An 18503-nucleotide genomic window follows, 5' to 3' on the forward strand; every position below is an offset into this window, starting at 1 on the left:
GGACGGGCGGGCCTGGCGGCAGCGCTCGATTGTGGTCTCGTGCCTGCGGCTTCCGGATGACCAACTCTCCAGACACGGCCGTGGCCGTGGTGAGTTTTCTCGTTGGAGCGGAAGCTGCAAGTCAGCGGTGGTGCGCCCGGCAGGATTCGAACCTGCGGCCTTGGGATTAGAAGTCCCCTGCTCTATCCGCTGAGCTACGGGCGCGTGTGGCGTGGATGTCGCGCCCAGAGGGTACCGCCGTCCCACTGCCCGACGGTGAAAAGGGTGCCCGCGTCCACGTTGCCGAGCAGAGTCTCACGTCCGCCCCGTAGCGGGCATCCGGGTTACCGCGGAGCGGCCTGGCCGTGGACCGTACCTTTGGCTGGTGTTGCTGGATTCCGACGCCGAGAGCGACGTCGCCTACGAGCTGTGCCAGGTCGTCGGTCGCGCCATCCTGCCGTACCGGTCATCGGGCGACTTCGGTACCGCGTTCTTCTTCCGGGGCGGCGACGACCCGGTGGGGGAGTCGCTGCTGACGGCGGCCGACCTGGTGGTCGGTTCGGCTGGTGAGTTGGGCCTGCGGGCCAGCGTCACCGAGCCGGCGGGGGTGGCCCCGGCCGTCATAACCGAGGCCGAGATCGTGCCCGGTTGGGCCCGCTTCGCAGGCGACGGGGTCGCGGTGTTGCCGACCGCTGGCCTGCACCGGTATGCCGGCGACGGCGGCTGGCGGTGGCGCGTCCAGCCGGTGCCGGCGGGGATCGCCGCCGGGCCCGAGGTGGTCGCCCGCCTCGGCGCCGACGCCAGTTCCGCCTTCGTGCTGGCCCATGGGGTACGCGAAGACGGGTCGCGGCCGCTGGAGGTCGCGATCGAGCGGGTGGTCCGCGACGGGGACGCCGTGCTGATCACCACCGAGCTGCCGCCGGGGTACGTCGGCGCGCCGGTCTTCATCGTTCAGGCTGAACCCACCGGTGAGGTCTCCCCGTACTGCCTGGGCCTGGTCCTGCCAGGTGTCGGCGCGCACCCGGTGGCCACCTTCGACCGGATCCGTGCCCTCCTCCCGGCGACACCCGGCGACATGTGAGCCGCGGCGCCGTCCGGCCCACTCAGCCGCCGAGCGTCGCCGCCCCTGCCGCGTCGGCCGTCTGCGTGCTGGTCGGCGGCGCGTCAGCGCGGTCGGCGTCGGTACGCGCGGCGTCAGCTGAGGACGCGTCTGGCCGAGCGGCGTCTGATCGAGCGGCGTCGGCCGGGGCGGCGTCGGTCGGCGCCGCGTCGGTCGGCACGGCGTCGGGCGGCACGGCGTCGGGCGGCACGGCGTCGGGCGGCGCGGCGTCGGGCGGCACGGCGTCGGGCGGCGCGGCGTCGGGCGGCGCGGCGTCGGCCGGGGCGGTGGGGCCGGCGGCGAGGAACGCCTCGGCCCAGCGGCCCACCTCGTCGAAGACCTTCTTCCGTACGGCGGGGCCGGAGAGCGTGAGGTCGTGCAGCCCGCCGTCGAAGCGGGCCACTGTGACGTGGCGGCCGAGTCGGGGCGCGTAGCGGACCATGTGCTCGACGTCCAGTACGGCGTCGGCCAGGGTCGCGTTGTCGTGCCACTTGGTCCCCCGGAAGGACCGGGTCGAGCAGGCCAGCAGCACCGGCACCTGGATGTCCAGCCCGGCGCGCAGCCGGCGTTGCCCGGTACGGATCGCGTTCAGCCAGCCGGCCCGGACCGGGAACCCGGCCAGCGGCTTCCACGCCAGGTCGTAGGTCCACTCGCCGCGGTGGTCGGAGTGGATGCTCTCGCCGTACACCGTGCCCAGCCCGAACGGGAGGATGCGGTGCGGCGCCCTGCGGCCCAGCCGGGACGCGGCGGCCGCGAGGGGTCGACGGACCGCCCAGGGGGCGTTCAGGTCGAAGAAGGGGCTGTTGAGCACCAGGCCGTCGATGGTGCCGGTGTCGCGGCGAGCGTCCGCCCAGAGCGAGATGATCAGGCCGCCGGTGGAGTGGCCCATCGCCAGTAGGGTGTCGTGCCCGTCGTCCTTGCGGATGATCTCGGCGGCGGCATCCAGCTCGGGGAAGTAGTCGCTGATCTCGTGGCAGAAGTTCGGGGTCTGGCCAGGGAGCAGGCTGCGGCCGTATTTGCGCAGGTCGAGCGCGTAGAAATCCCAGCCTCGCTCGGCGAAGAAGTCAGCCAGGTGCGTCTGGAAGAAGTAGTCGACGAAGCCGTGCACGTAGAGCACGGCCCGCCCGGTGGGCCGCTCGGCCCGCCGCCGGACCACTGTCGCGACAACGGGGCCTTCGTCGTCGGTGCCCAGGTCGATCGTCTGCCGCTCGTACGGCGGCCCCAACACGTCCGGTTCCACGAACGCGACGCTACGCCGCCAACCTACCCAGCGGTAGCCCGCGCGTCCCACTCGTCCCGCTCGCCGCACTTACCCCGCGATCTTGCACTTTCTGTCCCGACAAAAAGGGGCAAAAGCCGCTGTTCGGGAGCCGAAAGTGCAAGATCGCGGGGTGGGGCGTGGGTCAGGCCGTTTCCGCGTCGGCGCGGGGGGCCAGGTTCTCCGGCTCGTCCGCCTCGATCTGCGGCTGGGGGACGTCACGCAGGTGCTTGTTGTGCCGGGGCTCCTGGCGGGTCTTGGCGTCGTTGAGCCGACGGCGCAGGTCGTCACGGACGTCATTGAGTGCGGCGTGCAGGTCCTCCTCCGCGGAGGTGGTGACGATCTTCTGCCGGCCGGCGATCCAGCACTCCAGGGTGACCTTCTGACCACGCGCCTCCCGGTCCTTCACCGACACCTCCAGCTCGGTGGCGTCAGCGTGGAAGCTGGCCAGCCGGGCGTCGAGGGTGGCGAACTGCTCGGCGATCCAGTTGCGGTCGCCCTGGGAGAACCCGGCGCCCACCCGCAGGCACTCAGCCACGGTGGCCGGGTTCGCCACGGCGCTCATCGCTGCGCCTCGGAAGCGTTCGCGGAGTCGATGGTAGTGATCGTCATGGCGCTGACCTCTCGTCGACGTGGAGCTGTCGGTGGTGCGTTGATCAAGTCCTTACCCAGTTCCGGTGGCCTGGGAAACCGTGGACGGCAGGCCGGGCGGGTCGGGCGTACCACATCCGGGCGTGATCAGGGCGTTGTCCACAGGTGGGCTCGTCATCCACAGGTCGGGGATGGGCGCTCACGAAGCCCGTCCCCAGTGTCGATGCTCGGTGTCGAGTCGACTCGCGCTGGCAGGCCCCGATCCCCCTGGAGGGACGATGTTCGACACTTACGTGACAATCGTCGGCAATGTGCTGACTACGCCCGAGTGGCGGCGTACGACCCAGAGCAACACTCTGGTGGCCAACTTCAAGGTCGCCTCGACCGCCCGCCGACTCGATCGGGACAGCGGCCGTTGGGTTGACGGCAATTCGCTCCGCGTCCGCGTCAACTGCTGGCGCAAGCTCGCCGAGGGGGTCGCGGCCTCCGTCATGGTCGGCGATCCGGTGGTGGTCTGCGGGCGGCTCTACACCCGCGACTGGACCGACGACGGCGGTAACCACCGCACGCTCTACGAGCTGGAGGCGGTGGCCGTCGGCCATGACCTGTCCCGGGGTCGCGCCCGCTTCCTGCGCAACCGGCCCAGCATGGCGACCAGCACCGTGGAGGACGCGGAGGCCGAGAGCCGGGTGCACGGTGAGCCCACCGAGCCGGTGCCGGCCGGGCAGGCGCCCGTGCTGCCCGACGACCGTCCGCTGGACGACGACTTCGAGCTGCCCGACTACGCGGAGCTGCGAACCAGCCCGTTCGGCAACGTCCCGGCGGGCGACGACAGCTCCCCGAGCGGCGGGGTCTTCGGCGACGGCGGAGCGCTTGCGAGCGCCGGGCAGGCCGACGTTCCGCCGGACCTCGATGACGAGTTGGCCCCTCCACCCGAGGCGGACGACGACAACGCCGACGGTGACCTGGACATCGAGTTGGGGCCGGTGCCCGACGAGGGGCAGCCGGAGCCGCCGCAGTCCGGTCGAGGGCGGCGTGGTCGGGGCCGGATCCCGCAGCCAGCCTGACCGATCGGCTCGGCCGTCGCGGGTTGGGCGGCGGTCGAGCTGGCCGAGGCACCGTTTCGGTCACAGGTGCTGCGGCGAAACGGCACCACCCGGCACGGCGCGGTGCGGCACGACGGGGGCGGGGTGGCGGCGCGACCAGCGTCGTCACCCCGTGACGGGCGTCGGTGGGCTGGTCTGCCTGTTCGCTCCACGGGTTCTCGTTGCCGTTGCGGGACCGTGGGTTGGGCTGGTTCACGGAATGCTCGTCTAGGCTGGCCGGCCGGAGGTGGTGCGGGTGCGACGGACAGCGCCGATGGCGAACGCGGTGGGGCTGCTCGCCGGGTACGCGCTGGACAGGGTGCTCGGCGACCCCCGCCGTTGGCACCCGGTGGCCGGCTTCGGGCAGGCCGCGGGCGCGCTGGAGCGCCGCCTCTACCGCCCGGACCGAACGGCGGGTACGGCATTCACCGCGCTGGCCGTCGGCGGGCCGGTGTTGCTCGGGGCGGTCGTCGCGGCGGCTACCCGGCACCGGCCGGTGACCCGCGCGGTGCTGGTGGCGGCCGGCACGTGGACCGTGCTGGGCGGCCGCACGCTGCGGCACGAGGCGACCGTCATGGGTCGTACGCTGCGTGACGGTGACCTGCCCGCCGCCCGGCGACGCCTCGGTCACCTCTGCGGGCGGGACCCGTCGACGCTGGGCGAGTCGGAGCTGGCCCGTGCCACCGTCGAATCGGTCGCGGAGAACACCTCCGACGCGGTGGTCGCTCCGCTGCTCTGGGGTGCGGTCGCCGGTCTGCCCGGGCTGCTGGGCTATCGCGCGGCGAACACCCTCGATGCGATGGTCGGGCACCGGTCGACGCGCTACGCGCGGTTCGGCACACCGGCCGCTCGGCTGGACGACGTGCTCAATCTCGTCCCGTCCCGACTGACCGGGCTGCTCACCATCGCCGTCGCGCCGGTCGCGCACGGGGACCGGCAGCACGCCTGGCAGGTGTGGCGGCGGGACCGCAACGACCACCCGAGCCCCAACGCCGGTCAGTGCGAGGCGGCGATGGCCGGTGCGCTCGGAGTCCGCCTCGGTGGTCGCAACGTCTACTTCGGGCGCTCCGAGGTGCGGCCGTTCCTCGGCGACGGTCCCCGCCCGGAGGCGCGGCACCTGAAGCGGGCCGCCCGGATCTCCGGCGCGGTGGGGCTGGCCGCCGTCGGGTTGGCCGCCGCGTACCCGGTGACGCTCGGCCGGCTGGTTGACGCGGTGAGCAGGCGTGCACTGATCGGCGCGGTGGGCCAGCGAGGGCCGGCAGGTGCGGCCGGAGGGCGCGGGCTGGCTGGCGTGGCCAGGGCCGTGCGGCTGGGCGGTGCCGGTGAGCACGGACTGCGGGCCGTCGGTATGGGCAGGGCTGTCGGAGTGGCCGGGGGCGTCGGGATGCGGCGGGGGAGTGGGCGGTGAGCGGCGGGCTGCTGGTGGCCGGCACGACGTCCGACGCCGGCAAGAGCGTGCTCACCGCCGGCATCTGTCGTTGGCTGCACCGGCAGGGCGTGAAGGTGGCGCCGTACAAGGCGCAGAACATGTCGAACAACTCGGCGGTGGTCGTCGGGCCGGACGGGCGCGGCGGCGAGATCGGGCGCGCCCAGGCCATGCAGGCCGCGGCGTGCGGGCTCGCACCCGACCTGCGGTTCAACCCGGTGCTGCTCAAGCCGGGCAGCGACCTGGCCAGTCAGGTGGTGCTGCTGGGCGAGGCGGTCGACACGATCACCGCCGGCACCTTCCGGCAGATGCGTCCCCGGCTCGCCGAGACCGCGTACGCCGCACTGGCCGAGCTGCGCGAGACGTACGACGTGGTGATCTGCGAGGGCGCCGGCAGCCCCGCCGAGATCAACCTGCGGGCCGGTGACTACGTCAACATGGGGCTGGCCCGGCACGCCAACCTGCCCACCATCGTCGTCGGCGACATCGACCGGGGCGGTGTCTTCGCCTCGATGTTCGGCACCGTGGCACTGCTCGACCCGGCCGACCAGGCGCTGATCGCCGGCTTCGTGATCAACAAGTTCCGGGGCGACCTCGGGCTGCTCCAGCCGGGTCTGGACATGCTGCGTCAGGTCACCGGCCGTCCCACGTACGGGGTGCTGCCCTGGGCACTGGACCTGTGGCTCGACGCGGAGGACTCACTCGCCTACGGCCGGGTGCTCGGCCGACCCGCCGCCCCGCACGGCAGCGAATGGCTGGACGTGGCCGTCGTCCGCCTACCCCGGATCAGCAACGCCACCGACGTGGAGGCGCTCGCCACCGAGCCGGGCGTCCGCGTACGCCTCACCATCGAACCGGCCGAACTGGCCGCCGCCGACCTGGTCGTCCTACCCGGCTCCAAGTCCACCGTCGCCGACCTCGACTGGCTGCGCGAAACCGGTCTCGCCGACGCGGTGGCCACCCATGTGGCGGCCGGCAAGCCCCTGCTCGGCCTCTGCGGCGGCTTCCAGATGCTCGGCCGCGCCATCCACGATCCGGTGGAGAGCCGGCAGGGCAGCGTGCCGGGGCTCGGTCTGCTGCCCATCGACATCACCTTCGATCCGCGCAAGACCGTCCGGCAGTCGGTGGGCACCGGCCACGGTGGCCTGCCGGTGCGGGGCTACGAGATCCACCACGGGTACGTCTCACAGGCCGACCCGAGCCTGACCCCGCTGCTGACCAGCGATGACGGTGTCGGAGAGGGCGCCGTGCTCGGCGTGGTGCACGGCACGCACTGGCACGGGGCGTTCGAGTCCGACGAATTCCGCCGGTGGTTCCTCACCGAAGCGGCTCGCCTGGCCGGCCGCAGCGGGTTCCGGGTCGCACCGGCCACCAGCTTCGCCGCCGCCCGGGAGCGCTCACTCGACCTGCTCGGCGACCTGGTCGAGGAACACCTGGACACCGATGCTCTCTGGCGTCTCATCGAAGCCGGCCCACCCACCGACCTCCCCTTCATCCCACCCGGCGCCCCGTCCTGACCCTCGTGGCCGGTCCACCGTCCTGGCTGGCCCACCGTCGTGGCTGGTCCGCCGTCGTGGCCGGTCCGCCGTCGTGGCCGGTCCACCGTCCTGGCTGGCCCACCGTCCCATGCGGTGCGTGGCCCGGGACCGCGCGCCCCGGGGCCGCGAGGCGCACCCTCGAGCCGGTCGCCAGCCGGTCGCCAGACAGGGGCCCGCCGAGCGTCGCCCACTCCCGCATGATCGTGCTCGATCGTTGTTGTAGGGGCCTCGCCCGCGCGAGGAGGGGCCTGTTTCCTGGATCGAGTGCGATCTTGCGCAGACCGACCGCCCGGCATGGAACCTGAAGGGCAAGGCCGGGGGAGTCAGGGGCGGATGTCGGCGGGACGGTCGGTGGTGGGCAGACCCGCGGCGAGCCAGGCGTCCACGCCGCCGATCATGTCGGTGGCGCGGCGCAGCCCGAGGGTCTGCAGGCTGGCGGCGGCCAGGCTGGAGCTGTAACCCTGTCGGCACACCAGGATGATCTCCCGGTCGTACCCGGTCGCCTCCGGGATCCGCCAGGCGCTGGCCGGATCGAGGCGCCACTCCAGTACGGTCCGGTCGATGACGACCGCGCCCGGCAGGTCGCCCTGTTCGCGGCGCTGTAGGTCGGTACGGGTGTCGACCAGCAACGCGCCGCCGCGGACCGCCTCGACGGTCTGCTGCGGAGTCAGTCGGTGCAGCCCGGCGCGGGCCTGTTCGAGCAGGGCGTCTATACCGGGGCTCATTACGTCTCGGAGCACCACCCGATCATGCCGATTCGGTGGCACCCCGGGCGGCGAACGGGCCGCCCGTCACCCGTCGCCGCACCAATTCCCCCGGACGTGACGGTGGCCGGCCAGGGCGGTCAGCCGGACGGGTCAACGTGGCCCACTTTGGCCCCCCGATCGGCATGATCGACACAGTCACCGACAACGGTGGTCCGGCCGACCGGGACTTCGATGAACCCGAGTCGATCACCCTGCCCACCAGCGGTGGCGGCATACTTCGGTCATGCACCACGGGAGGCTGCGCTGAACCCGGGAACTGGCCGACCGACCGTCGCGGTTGTCGAGGCGTACGCCGAATTGGCTCGTCGGGTGCTCGCGGGCCCGGCGCGGTTGGGGCGGACCCGGCTGGTCGCGGTCGACGGGCCGAGCGGCGCGGGTAAGAGCCGGTTCGCCGCGCAGCTCGCGGATGCCCTGGCCGGGCCGCTCGGCGGCCGACCGCCGCTGGTGCACACCGACGACCTGCTCGACGGGTGGGACGACCAGGTCACCTTCTGGCCCCGGCTCGACGAGGAGGTGCTCGCTCCGCTGCGCGACGGGGAGCCGGGAGCCTACCGGCGGTACAGCTGGGTCCGGCAGTGTTTTCTGCCCCGACCGGTTCCGGTTCCGGTGGCTCCGGTGCTGGTGGTCGAGGGGGTCAGCGCCGCCCGGGCGGTCGTCCGGCCGGAGCTGACGCTGGCCGTGTTCGTCACCGCGCCCGCGTCGCTGCGGCTGGCTCGCGCGGTCGCCCGGGACGGGCCGGAGATCCTGCCCGAGCTGCGCCGCTGGCACGACGGGGAGCGGGCGCACTTCGCCGTCGACGAGACCGTGACCCACGCCGACCTGGTGGTGGATGGCGCGCCGACACTGCCGTACGACGCGGACCGGTACTACGTGCGGCTTCGCTGAGCGGGGCATGGACGTGGGCCACGGTCTGCGGCACGATGCGGAGAGCTACGGCGAACGGGGAGCCACCATGACGGCAGCGGACGCGCCAGCGCGGCGTCGGATCACCCTCAGCGGCATCAGCTCACGGGCCTGGGAGCATCCGGCCGACCGGGGTGCCCTGGTCGCGCTGCGCGAGCTGCGCGGTTTCGACGACGTGGTGCGGGCGTTCTTCGGGATGTGGAACGAGCGGGGGTTCCGGCTGTCCGTGCTGGCCTCCGGCATCCGGGTCGACCACCGGCAGTACCCGGCGGTGTGGCAGCGCTACACCGAGGCCGCGGCGGCGCTCGACGTGGCCGAACTGCCCGAGCTGTACGTGACCCAGTCGCCCTGGTTGGGCGCCGAGGCGGTCGGGTTGGAGCGACCGTTCATCGTTCTGAACTCCGCCTGCGTGCAGCAACTCGACGAGGACGAGCTGCGCTGCCTGCTCGGCCACGAGTTGGGGCACGTGGGCAGCGGGCACGCGGTCTACAAGACCATGCTCATGATCCTTACCCGGTGGGCGGCCAACCTGAGCTGGTTGCCGGTCGGCGCGATCGCGCTGCGCGCCATCATCGCGGCGATGCTGGAGTGGTGGCGCAAGGCGGAACTCTCCGCCGACCGGGCCGGCCTGCTCGCCGGGCAGGACCCGGCCGCCGCGCTGCGGCTGCTGATGAAGCTCGCTGGCGGCGGTGACCTGTCCCAGGTCGACACCACCGCCTTCCTGGAGCAGGCCGCCGAGTACTCCGGTGGCGGCGACCTGCGCGACAGCCTGCACAAGATCAGGATGACCGCGTGGAGCACCCACCCCGTGCCGGTGGCGCGGGCGGCGTCGCTGCGCCAGTGGATCGACTCCGGGGCGTACGGGCAGGTGCTGGCCGGGGACTATCCCCGCCGCGAGGACGACAGCTCGACAAGCGTCTCGGAGGAGATCAAGGCGGCGGCCGAGTCGTACCGGGAGGAGTTCAGCCGGTCCACCGACCCACTGGTCGGGTTGCTGCGCCGGCTCGGCGACGGCGCGAGCGACGTCGGCGAGTGGGTGGGGGGCACCGCCGGTCGGGCCCGTTCCTGGATGGACGCCGCCACCGAGGCGGCGGGCCGCGCACACCGCGCCGGGCGGGCCGCACCGGGCGCGCGGGCCGGCGCCGGCCCTGCGGACAGCGGTGACGGTACGGGCTCCGCCGGCACGCCCCGGTAAGGCCGGCATACGATGCCGGTCATGACCTCACCGATCATGTCCGAGTCCGAGGTGCGGGCCGCCGTCGAGCGGGAGATGCCCGGCGTCCGGGCCGACCTGGAGCGCCTCGTCCGCATCCCCGGCATCGCCTTCGAGGGCTTCGACCACTCGCACGTGGAACGCTCCGCCGAGGCGGTCGCCGAGCTGCTGCGCGGCTGTGGCCTGGACGTCGACATCGTGCGATCCGGCGGCCAGCCGGCGGTGATCGGCCGTCGGGCCGCCCCGCCCGGCGCGCCCACCGTGCTGCTCTACGCCCACCACGACGTCCAGCCGGTCGGCGACCGGTCGCTGTGGGAGTCCGACCCGTTCGAGCCGGTGGAACGGGACGGCCGGCTCTACGCCCGGGGCGCGGCCGACGACAAGGCCGGCATCATGGCGCACGTCGCGGCGCTGCGCGCGTACGGTGACGCGCTGCCGGTCGGCGTGGTGCTCTTCATCGAGGGCGAGGAGGAGTACGGCTCCGACTCGCTGGAGCAACTGCTGGCCGAGCACCGCGACGAGCTCACCTCCGACGTCATCGTGATCGCCGACTCCGGCAACTGGGACATCGGCGTACCGGCGTTGACCACCTCGCTGCGGGGCATCGTCAACTGCTTCGTCGAGGTGCGCACGCTGGACCACGCGGTGCACAGCGGCATGTTCGGCGGCGCCGTGCCGGACGCGCTCACCGCGCTGGTCCGGCTGTTGGCGACGCTGCACGACGACGCCGGTGACGTGGCCGTGGACGGCCTCGTCGGCCGGGAGGGCGCCACCGTCGACTACCCGGAGGACCGGGTCCGGGCCGAGGCGGGGCTCGCCGAGGGCGTGCAGTTCATCGGCACCGGCCGGATCACCGACCGGCTCTGGACCAAGCCGGCGCTGGCCATCCTCGGTGTCGACGCGCCGTCCACCGGCGAGGCGCCGAACGCCCTGGTCCCGGCCGCGAAGGCGAAGCTCAGCGTCCGCCTCGCCCCGGGCGACGACCCCAAGCGGGCGTACGCGGCGCTGCGCGCGCACCTGGAGCAGCACGCGCCGTGGGGTGCGCAGGTGACGGTCACCTTCGAACACGACGGCGACCCGTGCGTGATCGACGCGTCCGGGCCGATGTTCGATGCCGCCCGTTCGGCCTTCCGGACCGCCTGGGACGGCACCGCCCCGGTTGACATCGGCGTCGGCGGCTCGATTCCGTTCATCGCCACCTTCCAGGAGATGTTCCCGAAGGCGGCGATCCTGGTGACCGGTGTGGAGGACCCGCACGCCCGCGCGCACGGCCCGAACGAGAGTCTGCACCTGGGGGAGTTCGCCCGGGTCTGCCTCGCCGAGGCGCTGCTCCTGCGCAACGTGGCGGCGGTCGGCGGTTAGGTGTCAGAACGGCAACTTTGGGCCTGATCTGCGAGTTTACGGCGTGTCGGATGGTCGGCTGTTATAGCCTTTCGTACATGAGTACGAACGAGGTGATGGCCCGGTTGGGGGCCGCTGTCAGCGCGCTGGGAGATGTCGACGTCTCCGCGTGGTCCGAGGACACGCTCAACGAACAGCTCGGTGAGCTCTCCGCCGCACTGGTCGCCCTCGACTCGGTGCTCTCCCGGGTCGCCGGCGAGGTCCGCGCCCGAGGGTTGCGCATCGAGGAACCCGTCTCCGCTTAGGGCCGGTTTCATGAGGACTGGCCGGCCTGCGCCGGTCGCCGTCCGGACTCCGCCTCGACTCGACCGCCCTCATGAAACCGGCCCTGATCCGTCGTCCGCGTGAGTGGGCGGCACCCTGCCGACACCGCCCGGGCACGGCAATGCCCGGGCGGTGTCGGAGGTGACTGGCAGGATGAGCTGCGTGCGGTTCCTCGATCTGGCAGCCACCTCCGCCGCCGTCGGCGCCACCAGCGGTCGGCGGGCCAAGGTGGAGCTGCTCGCTGACGCGCTGCGCCGGCTCGACCCCGGCGAGGTCGAGCCCGGCGCCGGCTATCTCGCCGGTGAGCTGCGCCAACGGCAGACCGGGGTCGGCTACGCGAGCCTGCGTGACCTGCCGCCACCGGCCGCCGAGCCGACGTTGACGGTGGCCGCCGTGGACGCGGCCATCGGGCAGATCGCCGCGGTGCACGGCTCGGGCTCACAGGCTCGGCGTCGGGCGCTGCTCGGTGCCCTCTACGCGGCGGCGACGGCCGACGAGCAGCGGCTCCTCACCGGCCTGTTCAGTGGCGAGCTACGGCAGGGCGCCCAGGCCGGGCTCCTCGCGGACGCGGTGGCCCGGGCCGCCGAGGTGCCGGTGGCGGCGGTCCGCCGGGCACTGTTGCTCGCCGGTGATCTCCGGGCCGTGGCGGTGGCCGCGCTGGCCGGAGGGGCCGCCGAGTTGGCCGGGTTCGGTCTACAGGTCGGCCGCCCGCTGGCGCCGATGCTCGCGCAGAGCGCCCCCTCGGTCGACGAGGCGCTCGCCGCGACCGGCACGCCGGCGGTGGTCGACGTGAAGCTCGACGGCATCCGCATCCAGGTGCACCGCTCCGGCGCCGACATCGCCGTGTTCACCCGCAGTCTCGACGAGATCACCACCCGGGTGCCCGAGGTGGTCGCCGCGGTCCGTGCCCTGCCGGGCCGGGAGTTGGTCCTCGACGGCGAGGCGATCGGCCTGGACGAGACCGGCCGCCCACTGCCGTTCCAGCAGACGTCGAGCCGGGCCGCCCGACGCACCACCCCCAGCACCACCGGGCGCACACCGGTCGCCCCGGCGGTGCTCGCGGCGGCCGCCAGCACGGGCGCGACGGTGCTCACCCCGTACTTCTTCGACCTGCTGCACCTCGACGGCCAGGATCTGATCGACCTTCCCGGCCGGGACCGGTGGGCCGCCCTCGCCGGTTCGGTGGATTCGTCGCTGCTGGTCGGCCGGATGGAGGTCGACGGCCCGGAGCAGGCCGCCGCCGCGTTCGCCGCCGCGCTCGACGCCGGGCAGGAGGGCGTGGTGGTCAAGGCGCCGGACGCCCCCTACGACGCAGGCCGGCGCGGTGCCGCCTGGGTCAAGGTGAAACCACGACACACCCTCGACCTGGTGGTGCTCGCCGTCGAGTGGGGCAGCGGCCGGCGCAAGGGCTGGCTGTCCAACCTTCATCTGGGTGCGCGTGACGCGCGTACCGGTGACTTCGTCATGCTCGGCAAGACGTTCAAGGGGCTCACCGACGAGTTGCTGCGGTGGCAGACCGAGCGGTTCCTCGACCTCGCCGTGGAACGCGGCGACTGGGTGGTCCGGGTCCGGCCCGAGCAGGTGGTGGAGATCGCCTTTGACGGGGTGCAAACGAGTTCGCGCTATCCCGGTGGGATGGCACTGCGGTTCGCCCGGGTGGTGCGCTATCGCGACGACAAGTCCGCCGCGGAGGCGGACACCATCGATGCGGTCCGTGCCATCCACGCCGGCCGCATGACTGGCTGATCGGGCGAGGTCAGGCGGAAGCGGTCGGCGTCGGCTCGGCGGCCCTGTCCAGCGGCGCCGGGGTGGTGCCGATGCCGGCGGCCCGGCGGGCCTCCCGACGGGCCACCCAGCCATAGCCGAAGAGGGCCATCACCGCGAACAGCCACCACTGCACGACGTAGCCGAAGTTCTGCCAGTTGTTGGCGTGCCCGACCGGCACCGCCTTGAACACCGGATCGGCTGCCGGGGTCTGCTCGTCGAGCAGCAGATACGCACCGTAGACCGGGTAGGGAAGCTCGCCGGCCAGCCGCGACACCCCGATCCGCCGGATCTCCAGCAGCCCGTCGCGTCTGGCCACCGCGCCGGCGCCGCTCTCGGTCTCGTGCACCCGGCCCACCACCGTCACGTCGCCGGTCGGCGCGGCCGGCACCGACGGCTGGGCGGTCGCCCCACCGGGCGCCGGCGGGATCCAGCCCCGGTCCACCAGCACCGCAGTGCCGTCAGTGAGCACCAGCGGCGTGAGCACCTCGAAACCGACCCGGCTGTCCACCGTCCGGCCACGGACCAGCACGGTGTTCGTGGGGTCGTACCGGCCGGTGACGGTGACCCGGGTCCAGACCTTGTCCTCGGCGGGGGCCGGACCGGCCGTCCCCGCGCCGCCAGCGGGAGCACGCAGCGCGTCGGCGAGCGGCACGGGAGCCATCCGCTGGCCCGCGTCGATCCGCTCGTTGACCTCGGTGCGCCCCCGGTAGCGGTCCAGCTGCCAGTTGCCGAGGAACACCATGACGGCGGCCGCGACCAGGGTCAGCGCGAGAGCGCCCAGCCAGCGTGGGCTCAGCAGGAACCGGTACACGGCACCGAGGCTACTCGTATGACCGGCGCCACTGACCTGGACCGGCCGGACCGAGGGCGGGGCCGACGTCCTGGGGCACTGTCAGGGCCGGGTCGCCCACCCCGGTTGGCGGTGCTCGCGCCTCCAGTCGGGCGGGTATCGTCACGCCGACGGATCGGCCTTGGTCGTCCCGTCGCGTACCCGCCGCCGCTCGCGAGGAGTCGATGATGACCGTCGTGCCGCGCCTGGTGCTCAGCGCGCCGTCCTCCGGACACGGAAAGAACGCGCTGGCGATCGGGCTGCTCGCCGCCCTGGCCGAGCGAGGGGTCGACGTCGCCGGATTTAAGCTCGGGCCGGACCACGTCGACGCCGCCTACCTCGGCCTCGCCTCCGGTCGGCCGGGTCGGGTGATCGACCCCCGACTCGTCGGCCTCGACCGGCTCGCCCCGCTGGTGGCGCACGGTGCCGCCGGTGCCGGGCTGGCCGTGGTGCAGGGCAGCATGGGGCTGTACGACTCGGTCGGTGGCCGTCCCGAGCAGGAGTCCACGGCCGCCGCGGCCGCCGCGCTGCGCAGCCCGGTGGTGCTCGTTGTCGACGTGGCCGCGATGGGTCAGTCGGTGGCCGCCCTGGTGCACGGTTTCCGCTCGTACGACGAGCAGTTGTGGCTCGGCGGGGTGATCCTCAACCGGGTGGCGTCGTCGCGACACGAGGGGATGCTGCGCGAGGCGTTGGACGACGTGGGGGTGCCGGTCTACGGCGCGCTGCGTCGACAGGACCTGCCGGCGGTGCTGCCGTCGCGGCGGCACGGGGTGGCACCGGTGGTCGACGACTCGGCCGACGCCGCCCGTGCGGTCCGCCGGCTGGGCGAGGCCGTCGCCGCCACTGTCGACCTGGAACGGCTGCTCGGGCTTGCCCGCTCCGCCCCGCCGCTCCCGGCGCCGGCCTGGTCTCCCGAGGAGGCCCTCGGCACGTTCACACCCCCGGCGAACCGCCCACTGGTGGCGGTGGCCGGTGGGCCGGGCGGCAGCTTCAGCCACCCGGAGACCACCGAGTTGCTCCGGGCCGCCGGCGCCGAGGTCGTCGTCGTCGACCCGCTGCGCGACGAGGCGCTGCCGGTCGGCACCCGCGCGCTGGTCGTCGGCGGCGCGCTGCCCGAGGCGTACGCCGAGCAGTTGTCGGCCAACCGGCGGCTCTGCATCGCGGTGGCCGAGTTGGCGCGGACCGGGCGGCCGGTGGTCGCCGAGGGCGCCGGGCTGCTCTGGCTGGCCCGGGAACTGGACGGGCTGCCGATGTGCGGTGTCCTGGACGCGGTCGGCGTCAGCCGCGACGGGGTCGTGGCCGGCTACCGGGAGGCGACCGCCCAGACCGACAGCGTTGTCGCCGCCACCGGCACGGTGCTGGTCGGGCACAAGGCACATCGTGCGGTGCTCACCCCCCGCGCTGGTCAGCGCCCAGCCTGGAGCTGGGACGGCGGCGCGCCGGAGGGCTTCGTCTGGCGCAACGTGCACGCCTCGCAGCTCACAGTGCACTGGGCGAGCCATCCGGCGACGGCGGCCCGGTTGGTCGCCGCGGCGGCGGCCGACCCGACGAGCGAGGTGGTACCCGCCCAGCCGGGCGAGGTGTCGGTGTGATCGGTCAGGTGGCGGTGCGGCGATTCCCGGCGTTGACCGTCTCCACCCCGCGTACCGAGGTGCGTCAGCTCACGGCGGCCGACGCGGCGGCGGCCGGGGAGATCTTCGCCGACAAGCTGACCCGGCGTTGGCTGCCGCTGCCCGACGACTCCGGCCCGATCGACGGGCTGGCCTGGTGCACGGATCTGGCCCGGCAGCGGCGTGACAGCGGGGAGGGCGACCACTACGCGGTGCTCCGGCGGGAGGACGACCAGGTGGTGGGCTCGCTGTGGACCCGGCGCACCGACTGGGGTGCCCGCCTCACCGAGATCTCCTACGCGATGGCGCCCCACGCGCGGGGTTTCGGCTTCGCCGCCGAGGCGGTCGACGCGGTGGCCATCGCGCTGATCCTGGAGCACGGCTTCCAGCGGGTCGAGCTGCGGGTGGCTCCCGGCAACCTGGCCTCGCGCCGGGTCGCCGAGAAGGCCGGGTTCAGCTACGAGGGTCTGTTGCGCAACGCCGGGTTCGTCAGCGGCGGCCGGGTGGACCTGGAGCTGTGGTCGTTCGTCGCCGCCGACCTGCGCTGAGCCGCGCCGGCTCCCGCCGACCTGCGCTGACTCTCGCGCCGGTCAGCCGACGATGGCGTCCGACGGTGGGGTGAACTGGCGGGTCGGGGTGCCCTTCAGACCGTCGCGTAGGGCCTCCGAGACCGCCTTGATCGGGATCTGGGACTGCCCGTCACCGACCGCGTTGAACGGGTTGTCCGGGTCGGAGATGAAGCTCGCCGCCGCCAACTCCGGGGTGTAGCCCACGAACCAGGCCGACCGGGTGCTGTCGGTCGTACCGGTCTTGCCGGCCACCGGGCGTCCGACGGTGCCTCGCACGCTGTCGGCGGTGGACCATCCGCCGCAGCTGCCGCGCGCCGGGGTGTCTCCGGTCGGGCAACGGGCCGCGTCGGTGGCCGCCCGCGCGGCGTCCGCGCTCACCACCTGCCGGCAGCGCGGCTTGGCCACCTCGCGGTGCAGACCGCCCGGAGTGGCGTAGGTGGCGGGCGTGCCGTCCCGGTTCATGATCGCTTGCACCGGGATGGCCTCGCAGTAGCGGCCGTCGGCGGCGATGGCGGCGTACGCGTTCGCCATCTCCAGCGGGGTGGCGTCGGAGACGCCCAGGGTGAACGCACCCCACTTCTTCGCCTTGGCCGGGGACGCCTGTTCCCGGTCGACGTCGGTGCGCCACCGCAGCCCGAGCTGTTCGGCCAACCGGACCGCCCGGTCAGCGCCGACCTTCTCCTCCAGCCACACGAAGTACGTGTTGACCGATTTGCCGAAGCCGGACCACATGGTCTGCTGGCCGGTCATGGCGCCGCTGGCGTTGGAGGGCGCCCAGCCGTCGTACACGGCCGACTTGTAGCGGTACGGCGCGTTGAACGAGGTGGAGAGGGTCATCCCGGAGTCCAGCGCGGCCAACATCGGAAACATCTTGAACGTCGACCCGGCCTGGTAGCCGGCCAGGTCACCGCCGCCGAGCAGCGGTGCCACAGTGTTCGGGTAGTTGGCCTTCACCTTCGGCCCGGCCTCGGGGTTGGAGCTCTGCGGGTTGTCGGCCAGGTCCAGTGAGTACGTCCGGTTCACCGCCATGGCCTTCACCCGCCCGGTGCCCGGCTCGGAGAGCACGATGCCGTTGGCGAACGGGCTGCCGGTGGCTTCCTTGGTGCCGACGCTCTTCTCCGCCGCCTCCTGGATCTTGGGGTCGAGGCTGAGCACGATCCGGTAGCCGCCCCGGCGCAGGTTGTCCATCCGTTCCAGCCGGTTCGCCCCGAACGCGGGCTGCGCGCTCCACCAGTTCTTCAGGTAGTCGCAGGCGAAGCCCCAGCTGTTGTACTTCTCCGCCACCGCGGCGCAGTCGTGCGGTGGGGTGGTCAGCTTGAGCCGGATGGGCTCGGACTTGGCGGCGGCGGCCGAGTCGGGGGAGAGGTAGCCGAGTTGGCTCATCCGGTCCAGCACGTAGTTGCGCCGCCCGGTGGCCTCCTTCTGATCCGAGTCGGCCGGGTCGTACTCGGAGGGGGACTTGACGAGTCCGGCGAGGGTGGCGGCCTCGACCGGGGTGAGGTCCTTCGGGGTCTTGGAGAAGAAGATCTCGCTGGCCGCGTAGATGCCGTACGCCCGGTGCCCGAAGTACGCCGAGTTCAGGTAGCGCTCCATGATCTCTTCCTTGCTGATCTCCTTCTCCAGGTCCAGCGCCATTCGCATCTCCTTGACCTTGCGCAGGCTGGTCTGCTGGGTGGCTTCCTGGACCTCCTTGGGCGTGGTCGCGCTGTCCCGCAGGGCCATCCGGACGTACTGCATGGTCAGCGTCGAGGCACCCTGGGAGCCGCCGGAGCGGGCGTTCGAGACGAAGGCCCGGGCCACGCCCTTCGGGTCGACGCCGTGGTGCTGGTAGAAGCGGGAGTCCTCGGCGGCCACGATCGCCTGCTGAATGTTCGGCGACATGTCCGACAGCTTGGTGTACTGCCGGTACTCCTCGTAGAACATGGTCAGCACGGTCTTGCCGTCCGGGCCGTAGACGTACGAGGTCTCGGCGGGCAGGGCGGTCTTCAGCACCCGGGTCTTCTGGTCCACGGCGTGCGCAGTGGCTTTCGCACCGAGCCCGGTGAGGGCGACCAGTGGATAGGCGGCGGCGGCGATCACGATTCCGGCGATCAGTCCGGCGCGGAGGAGAGGGACGAGACGACCAGCGGCAGCAAGGGGTCGGTTGCTCACCTGGTCAAGTTATGACATTTCCGATTCGTACATGAGAAGAACTCTTAAACCGG

Annotated in this window: 14 protein-coding genes, 1 tRNA gene and 2 pseudogenes; 11 read left to right on the plus strand and 6 right to left on the minus strand. The window is 72.9% G+C overall.

Translation table 11 applies throughout. The annotated features are described in order from the left end of the window. Nucleotides 1-128: 128 nt before the first annotated feature. Nucleotides 129-204, minus strand: a tRNA-Arg gene (locus tag ACFYP0_RS22205). Nucleotides 205-364: 160 nt separating this feature from the next. Between ACFYP0_RS22205 and ACFYP0_RS22210 the strand changes: the two genes are divergently transcribed. After that, complete coding sequence (locus ACFYP0_RS22210) at nucleotides 365-1060, plus strand: hypothetical protein (protein ID WP_124854240.1); 696 nt, start codon at nucleotides 365-367, stop codon at nucleotides 1058-1060. A gap of 241 nt (nucleotides 1061-1301) precedes the next feature. On the opposite strand, the pseudogene ACFYP0_RS22215 reads toward ACFYP0_RS22210, so the two are convergent. Both ACFYP0_RS22215 and ACFYP0_RS22220 read right to left on the minus strand, forming a co-directional pair. Next, nucleotides 1302-2318, minus strand: a pseudogene (locus ACFYP0_RS22215) (alpha/beta hydrolase); the annotation flags it as partial. Between the two features lie 163 nt (nucleotides 2319-2481). After that, nucleotides 2482-2901, minus strand: a complete 420-nt coding sequence (locus ACFYP0_RS22220) for an HPF/RaiA family ribosome-associated protein (protein WP_124853328.1) — start codon at nucleotides 2899-2901, stop codon at nucleotides 2482-2484. A gap of 304 nt (nucleotides 2902-3205) precedes the next feature. Here ACFYP0_RS22220 and ACFYP0_RS22225 point away from each other — a divergent pair, with 304 nt between their 5' ends. The 3 genes and pseudogenes from ACFYP0_RS22225 (at nucleotide 3206) to ACFYP0_RS22235 (ending at nucleotide 6955) form a co-directional block, all read left to right on the plus strand. After that, nucleotides 3206-3994 (plus strand): single-stranded DNA-binding protein, encoded by a 789-nt coding sequence (locus ACFYP0_RS22225; protein WP_386997424.1) that lies wholly within the window; start codon nucleotides 3206-3208, stop codon nucleotides 3992-3994. Between the two features lie 292 nt (nucleotides 3995-4286). Beyond that, a pseudogene (locus ACFYP0_RS22230) lies at nucleotides 4287-5267 on the plus strand (cobalamin biosynthesis protein); the annotation flags it as partial. A 149-nt stretch (nucleotides 5268-5416) separates the two neighbouring features. Continuing rightward, nucleotides 5417-6955, plus strand: coding sequence for a cobyric acid synthase (locus ACFYP0_RS22235; RefSeq protein WP_386997426.1), 1539 nt, complete (start codon nucleotides 5417-5419; stop codon nucleotides 6953-6955). 344 nt (nucleotides 6956-7299) lie between these two features. Here ACFYP0_RS22235 and ACFYP0_RS22240 read toward each other — a convergent pair whose 3' ends face one another. Further along, nucleotides 7300-7701 carry a rhodanese-like domain-containing protein gene (locus tag ACFYP0_RS22240; RefSeq protein WP_091405532.1) on the minus strand — a complete coding sequence of 134 codons (402 nt, stop codon included), beginning with the start codon at nucleotides 7699-7701 and terminating at the stop codon, nucleotides 7300-7302. Nucleotides 7702-7914: 213 nt separating this feature from the next. Here ACFYP0_RS22240 and ACFYP0_RS22245 point away from each other — a divergent pair, with 213 nt between their 5' ends. The 5 genes from ACFYP0_RS22245 to ACFYP0_RS22265 all read left to right on the plus strand — a co-directional run bounded on the left by ACFYP0_RS22245 (nucleotide 7915) and on the right by ACFYP0_RS22265 (nucleotide 13270). Then, nucleotides 7915-8628 (plus strand): uridine kinase family protein, encoded by a 714-nt coding sequence (locus ACFYP0_RS22245; RefSeq protein WP_386997428.1) that lies wholly within the window; start codon nucleotides 7915-7917, stop codon nucleotides 8626-8628. Between the two features lie 67 nt (nucleotides 8629-8695). Next, on the plus strand, nucleotides 8696-9841 hold the full coding sequence (locus ACFYP0_RS22250; protein ID WP_355584591.1) for a M48 family metallopeptidase: 1146 nt from the start codon (nucleotides 8696-8698) through the stop codon (nucleotides 9839-9841). Between the two features lie 36 nt (nucleotides 9842-9877). After that, nucleotides 9878-11221, plus strand: coding sequence for a dipeptidase (locus ACFYP0_RS22255; RefSeq protein ID WP_355584701.1), 1344 nt, complete (start codon nucleotides 9878-9880; stop codon nucleotides 11219-11221). Nucleotides 11222-11298: 77 nt separating this feature from the next. Beyond that, entirely contained in the window at nucleotides 11299-11505 is a 207-nt protein-coding gene (locus tag ACFYP0_RS22260) for a hypothetical protein (protein ID WP_030333429.1), read from the plus strand. A gap of 172 nt (nucleotides 11506-11677) precedes the next feature. Further along, a complete protein-coding gene (locus tag ACFYP0_RS22265) occupies nucleotides 11678-13270 on the plus strand; it encodes an ATP-dependent DNA ligase (RefSeq protein WP_386997430.1) in 1593 nt (530 codons plus the stop codon). A gap of 10 nt (nucleotides 13271-13280) precedes the next feature. Here the strand turns inward: ACFYP0_RS22265 and ACFYP0_RS22270 are convergent, their stop codons facing one another. Beyond that, nucleotides 13281-14102 carry an SURF1 family cytochrome oxidase biogenesis protein gene (locus ACFYP0_RS22270; RefSeq protein WP_386997432.1) on the minus strand — a complete coding sequence of 274 codons (822 nt, stop codon included), beginning with the start codon at nucleotides 14100-14102 and terminating at the stop codon, nucleotides 13281-13283. Between the two features lie 206 nt (nucleotides 14103-14308). Between ACFYP0_RS22270 and ACFYP0_RS22275 the strand changes: the two genes are divergently transcribed. Both ACFYP0_RS22275 and ACFYP0_RS22280 read left to right on the plus strand, forming a co-directional pair. Beyond that, nucleotides 14309-15712 carry a cobyrinate a,c-diamide synthase gene (locus tag ACFYP0_RS22275; RefSeq protein WP_124861201.1) on the plus strand — a complete coding sequence of 468 codons (1404 nt, stop codon included), beginning with the start codon at nucleotides 14309-14311 and terminating at the stop codon, nucleotides 15710-15712. Beyond that, nucleotides 15709-16278 (plus strand): GNAT family N-acetyltransferase, encoded by a 570-nt coding sequence (locus ACFYP0_RS22280; RefSeq protein ID WP_124861203.1) that lies wholly within the window; start codon nucleotides 15709-15711, stop codon nucleotides 16276-16278. The genes ACFYP0_RS22275 and ACFYP0_RS22280 overlap by 4 nt, the downstream gene beginning before the upstream one ends. Before the next feature lie 42 nt (nucleotides 16279-16320). Here the strand turns inward: ACFYP0_RS22280 and ACFYP0_RS22285 are convergent, their stop codons facing one another. Continuing rightward, nucleotides 16321-18450 carry a transglycosylase domain-containing protein gene (locus tag ACFYP0_RS22285; protein WP_386997435.1) on the minus strand — a complete coding sequence of 710 codons (2130 nt, stop codon included), beginning with the start codon at nucleotides 18448-18450 and terminating at the stop codon, nucleotides 16321-16323. Nucleotides 18451-18503: the final 53 nt, after the last annotated feature.

The sequence above is a fragment of the Micromonospora arida genome (assembly GCF_042873195.1).
In the GTDB taxonomy this organism is placed as follows: Bacteria; Actinomycetota; Actinomycetes; order Mycobacteriales; family Micromonosporaceae; genus Micromonospora; species Micromonospora arida.

Excerpts from the sequence above, each read along its gene's own strand:
- ACFYP0_RS22220 (WP_124853328.1), bottom strand. The coding sequence starts at position 2,901 with ATGAGCGCCGTGGCGAACCCGGCCACCGTGGCTGAGTGCCTGCGGGTG.
- ACFYP0_RS22225 (WP_386997424.1), top strand. The coding sequence starts at position 3,206 with ATGTTCGACACTTACGTGACAATCGTCGGCAATGTGCTGACTACGCCC.
- ACFYP0_RS22240 (WP_091405532.1), bottom strand. The coding sequence starts at position 7,701 with ATGAGCCCCGGTATAGACGCCCTGCTCGAACAGGCCCGCGCCGGGCTG.
- ACFYP0_RS22245 (WP_386997428.1), top strand. The coding sequence starts at position 7,915 with ATGAACCCGAGTCGATCACCCTGCCCACCAGCGGTGGCGGCATACTTC.
- ACFYP0_RS22250 (WP_355584591.1), top strand. The coding sequence starts at position 8,696 with ATGACGGCAGCGGACGCGCCAGCGCGGCGTCGGATCACCCTCAGCGGC.
- ACFYP0_RS22255 (WP_355584701.1), top strand. The coding sequence starts at position 9,878 with ATGTCCGAGTCCGAGGTGCGGGCCGCCGTCGAGCGGGAGATGCCCGGC.
- ACFYP0_RS22260 (WP_030333429.1), top strand. The coding sequence starts at position 11,299 with ATGAGTACGAACGAGGTGATGGCCCGGTTGGGGGCCGCTGTCAGCGCG.
- ACFYP0_RS22265 (WP_386997430.1), top strand. The coding sequence starts at position 11,678 with ATGAGCTGCGTGCGGTTCCTCGATCTGGCAGCCACCTCCGCCGCCGTC.
- ACFYP0_RS22275 (WP_124861201.1), top strand. The coding sequence starts at position 14,309 with ATGACCGTCGTGCCGCGCCTGGTGCTCAGCGCGCCGTCCTCCGGACAC.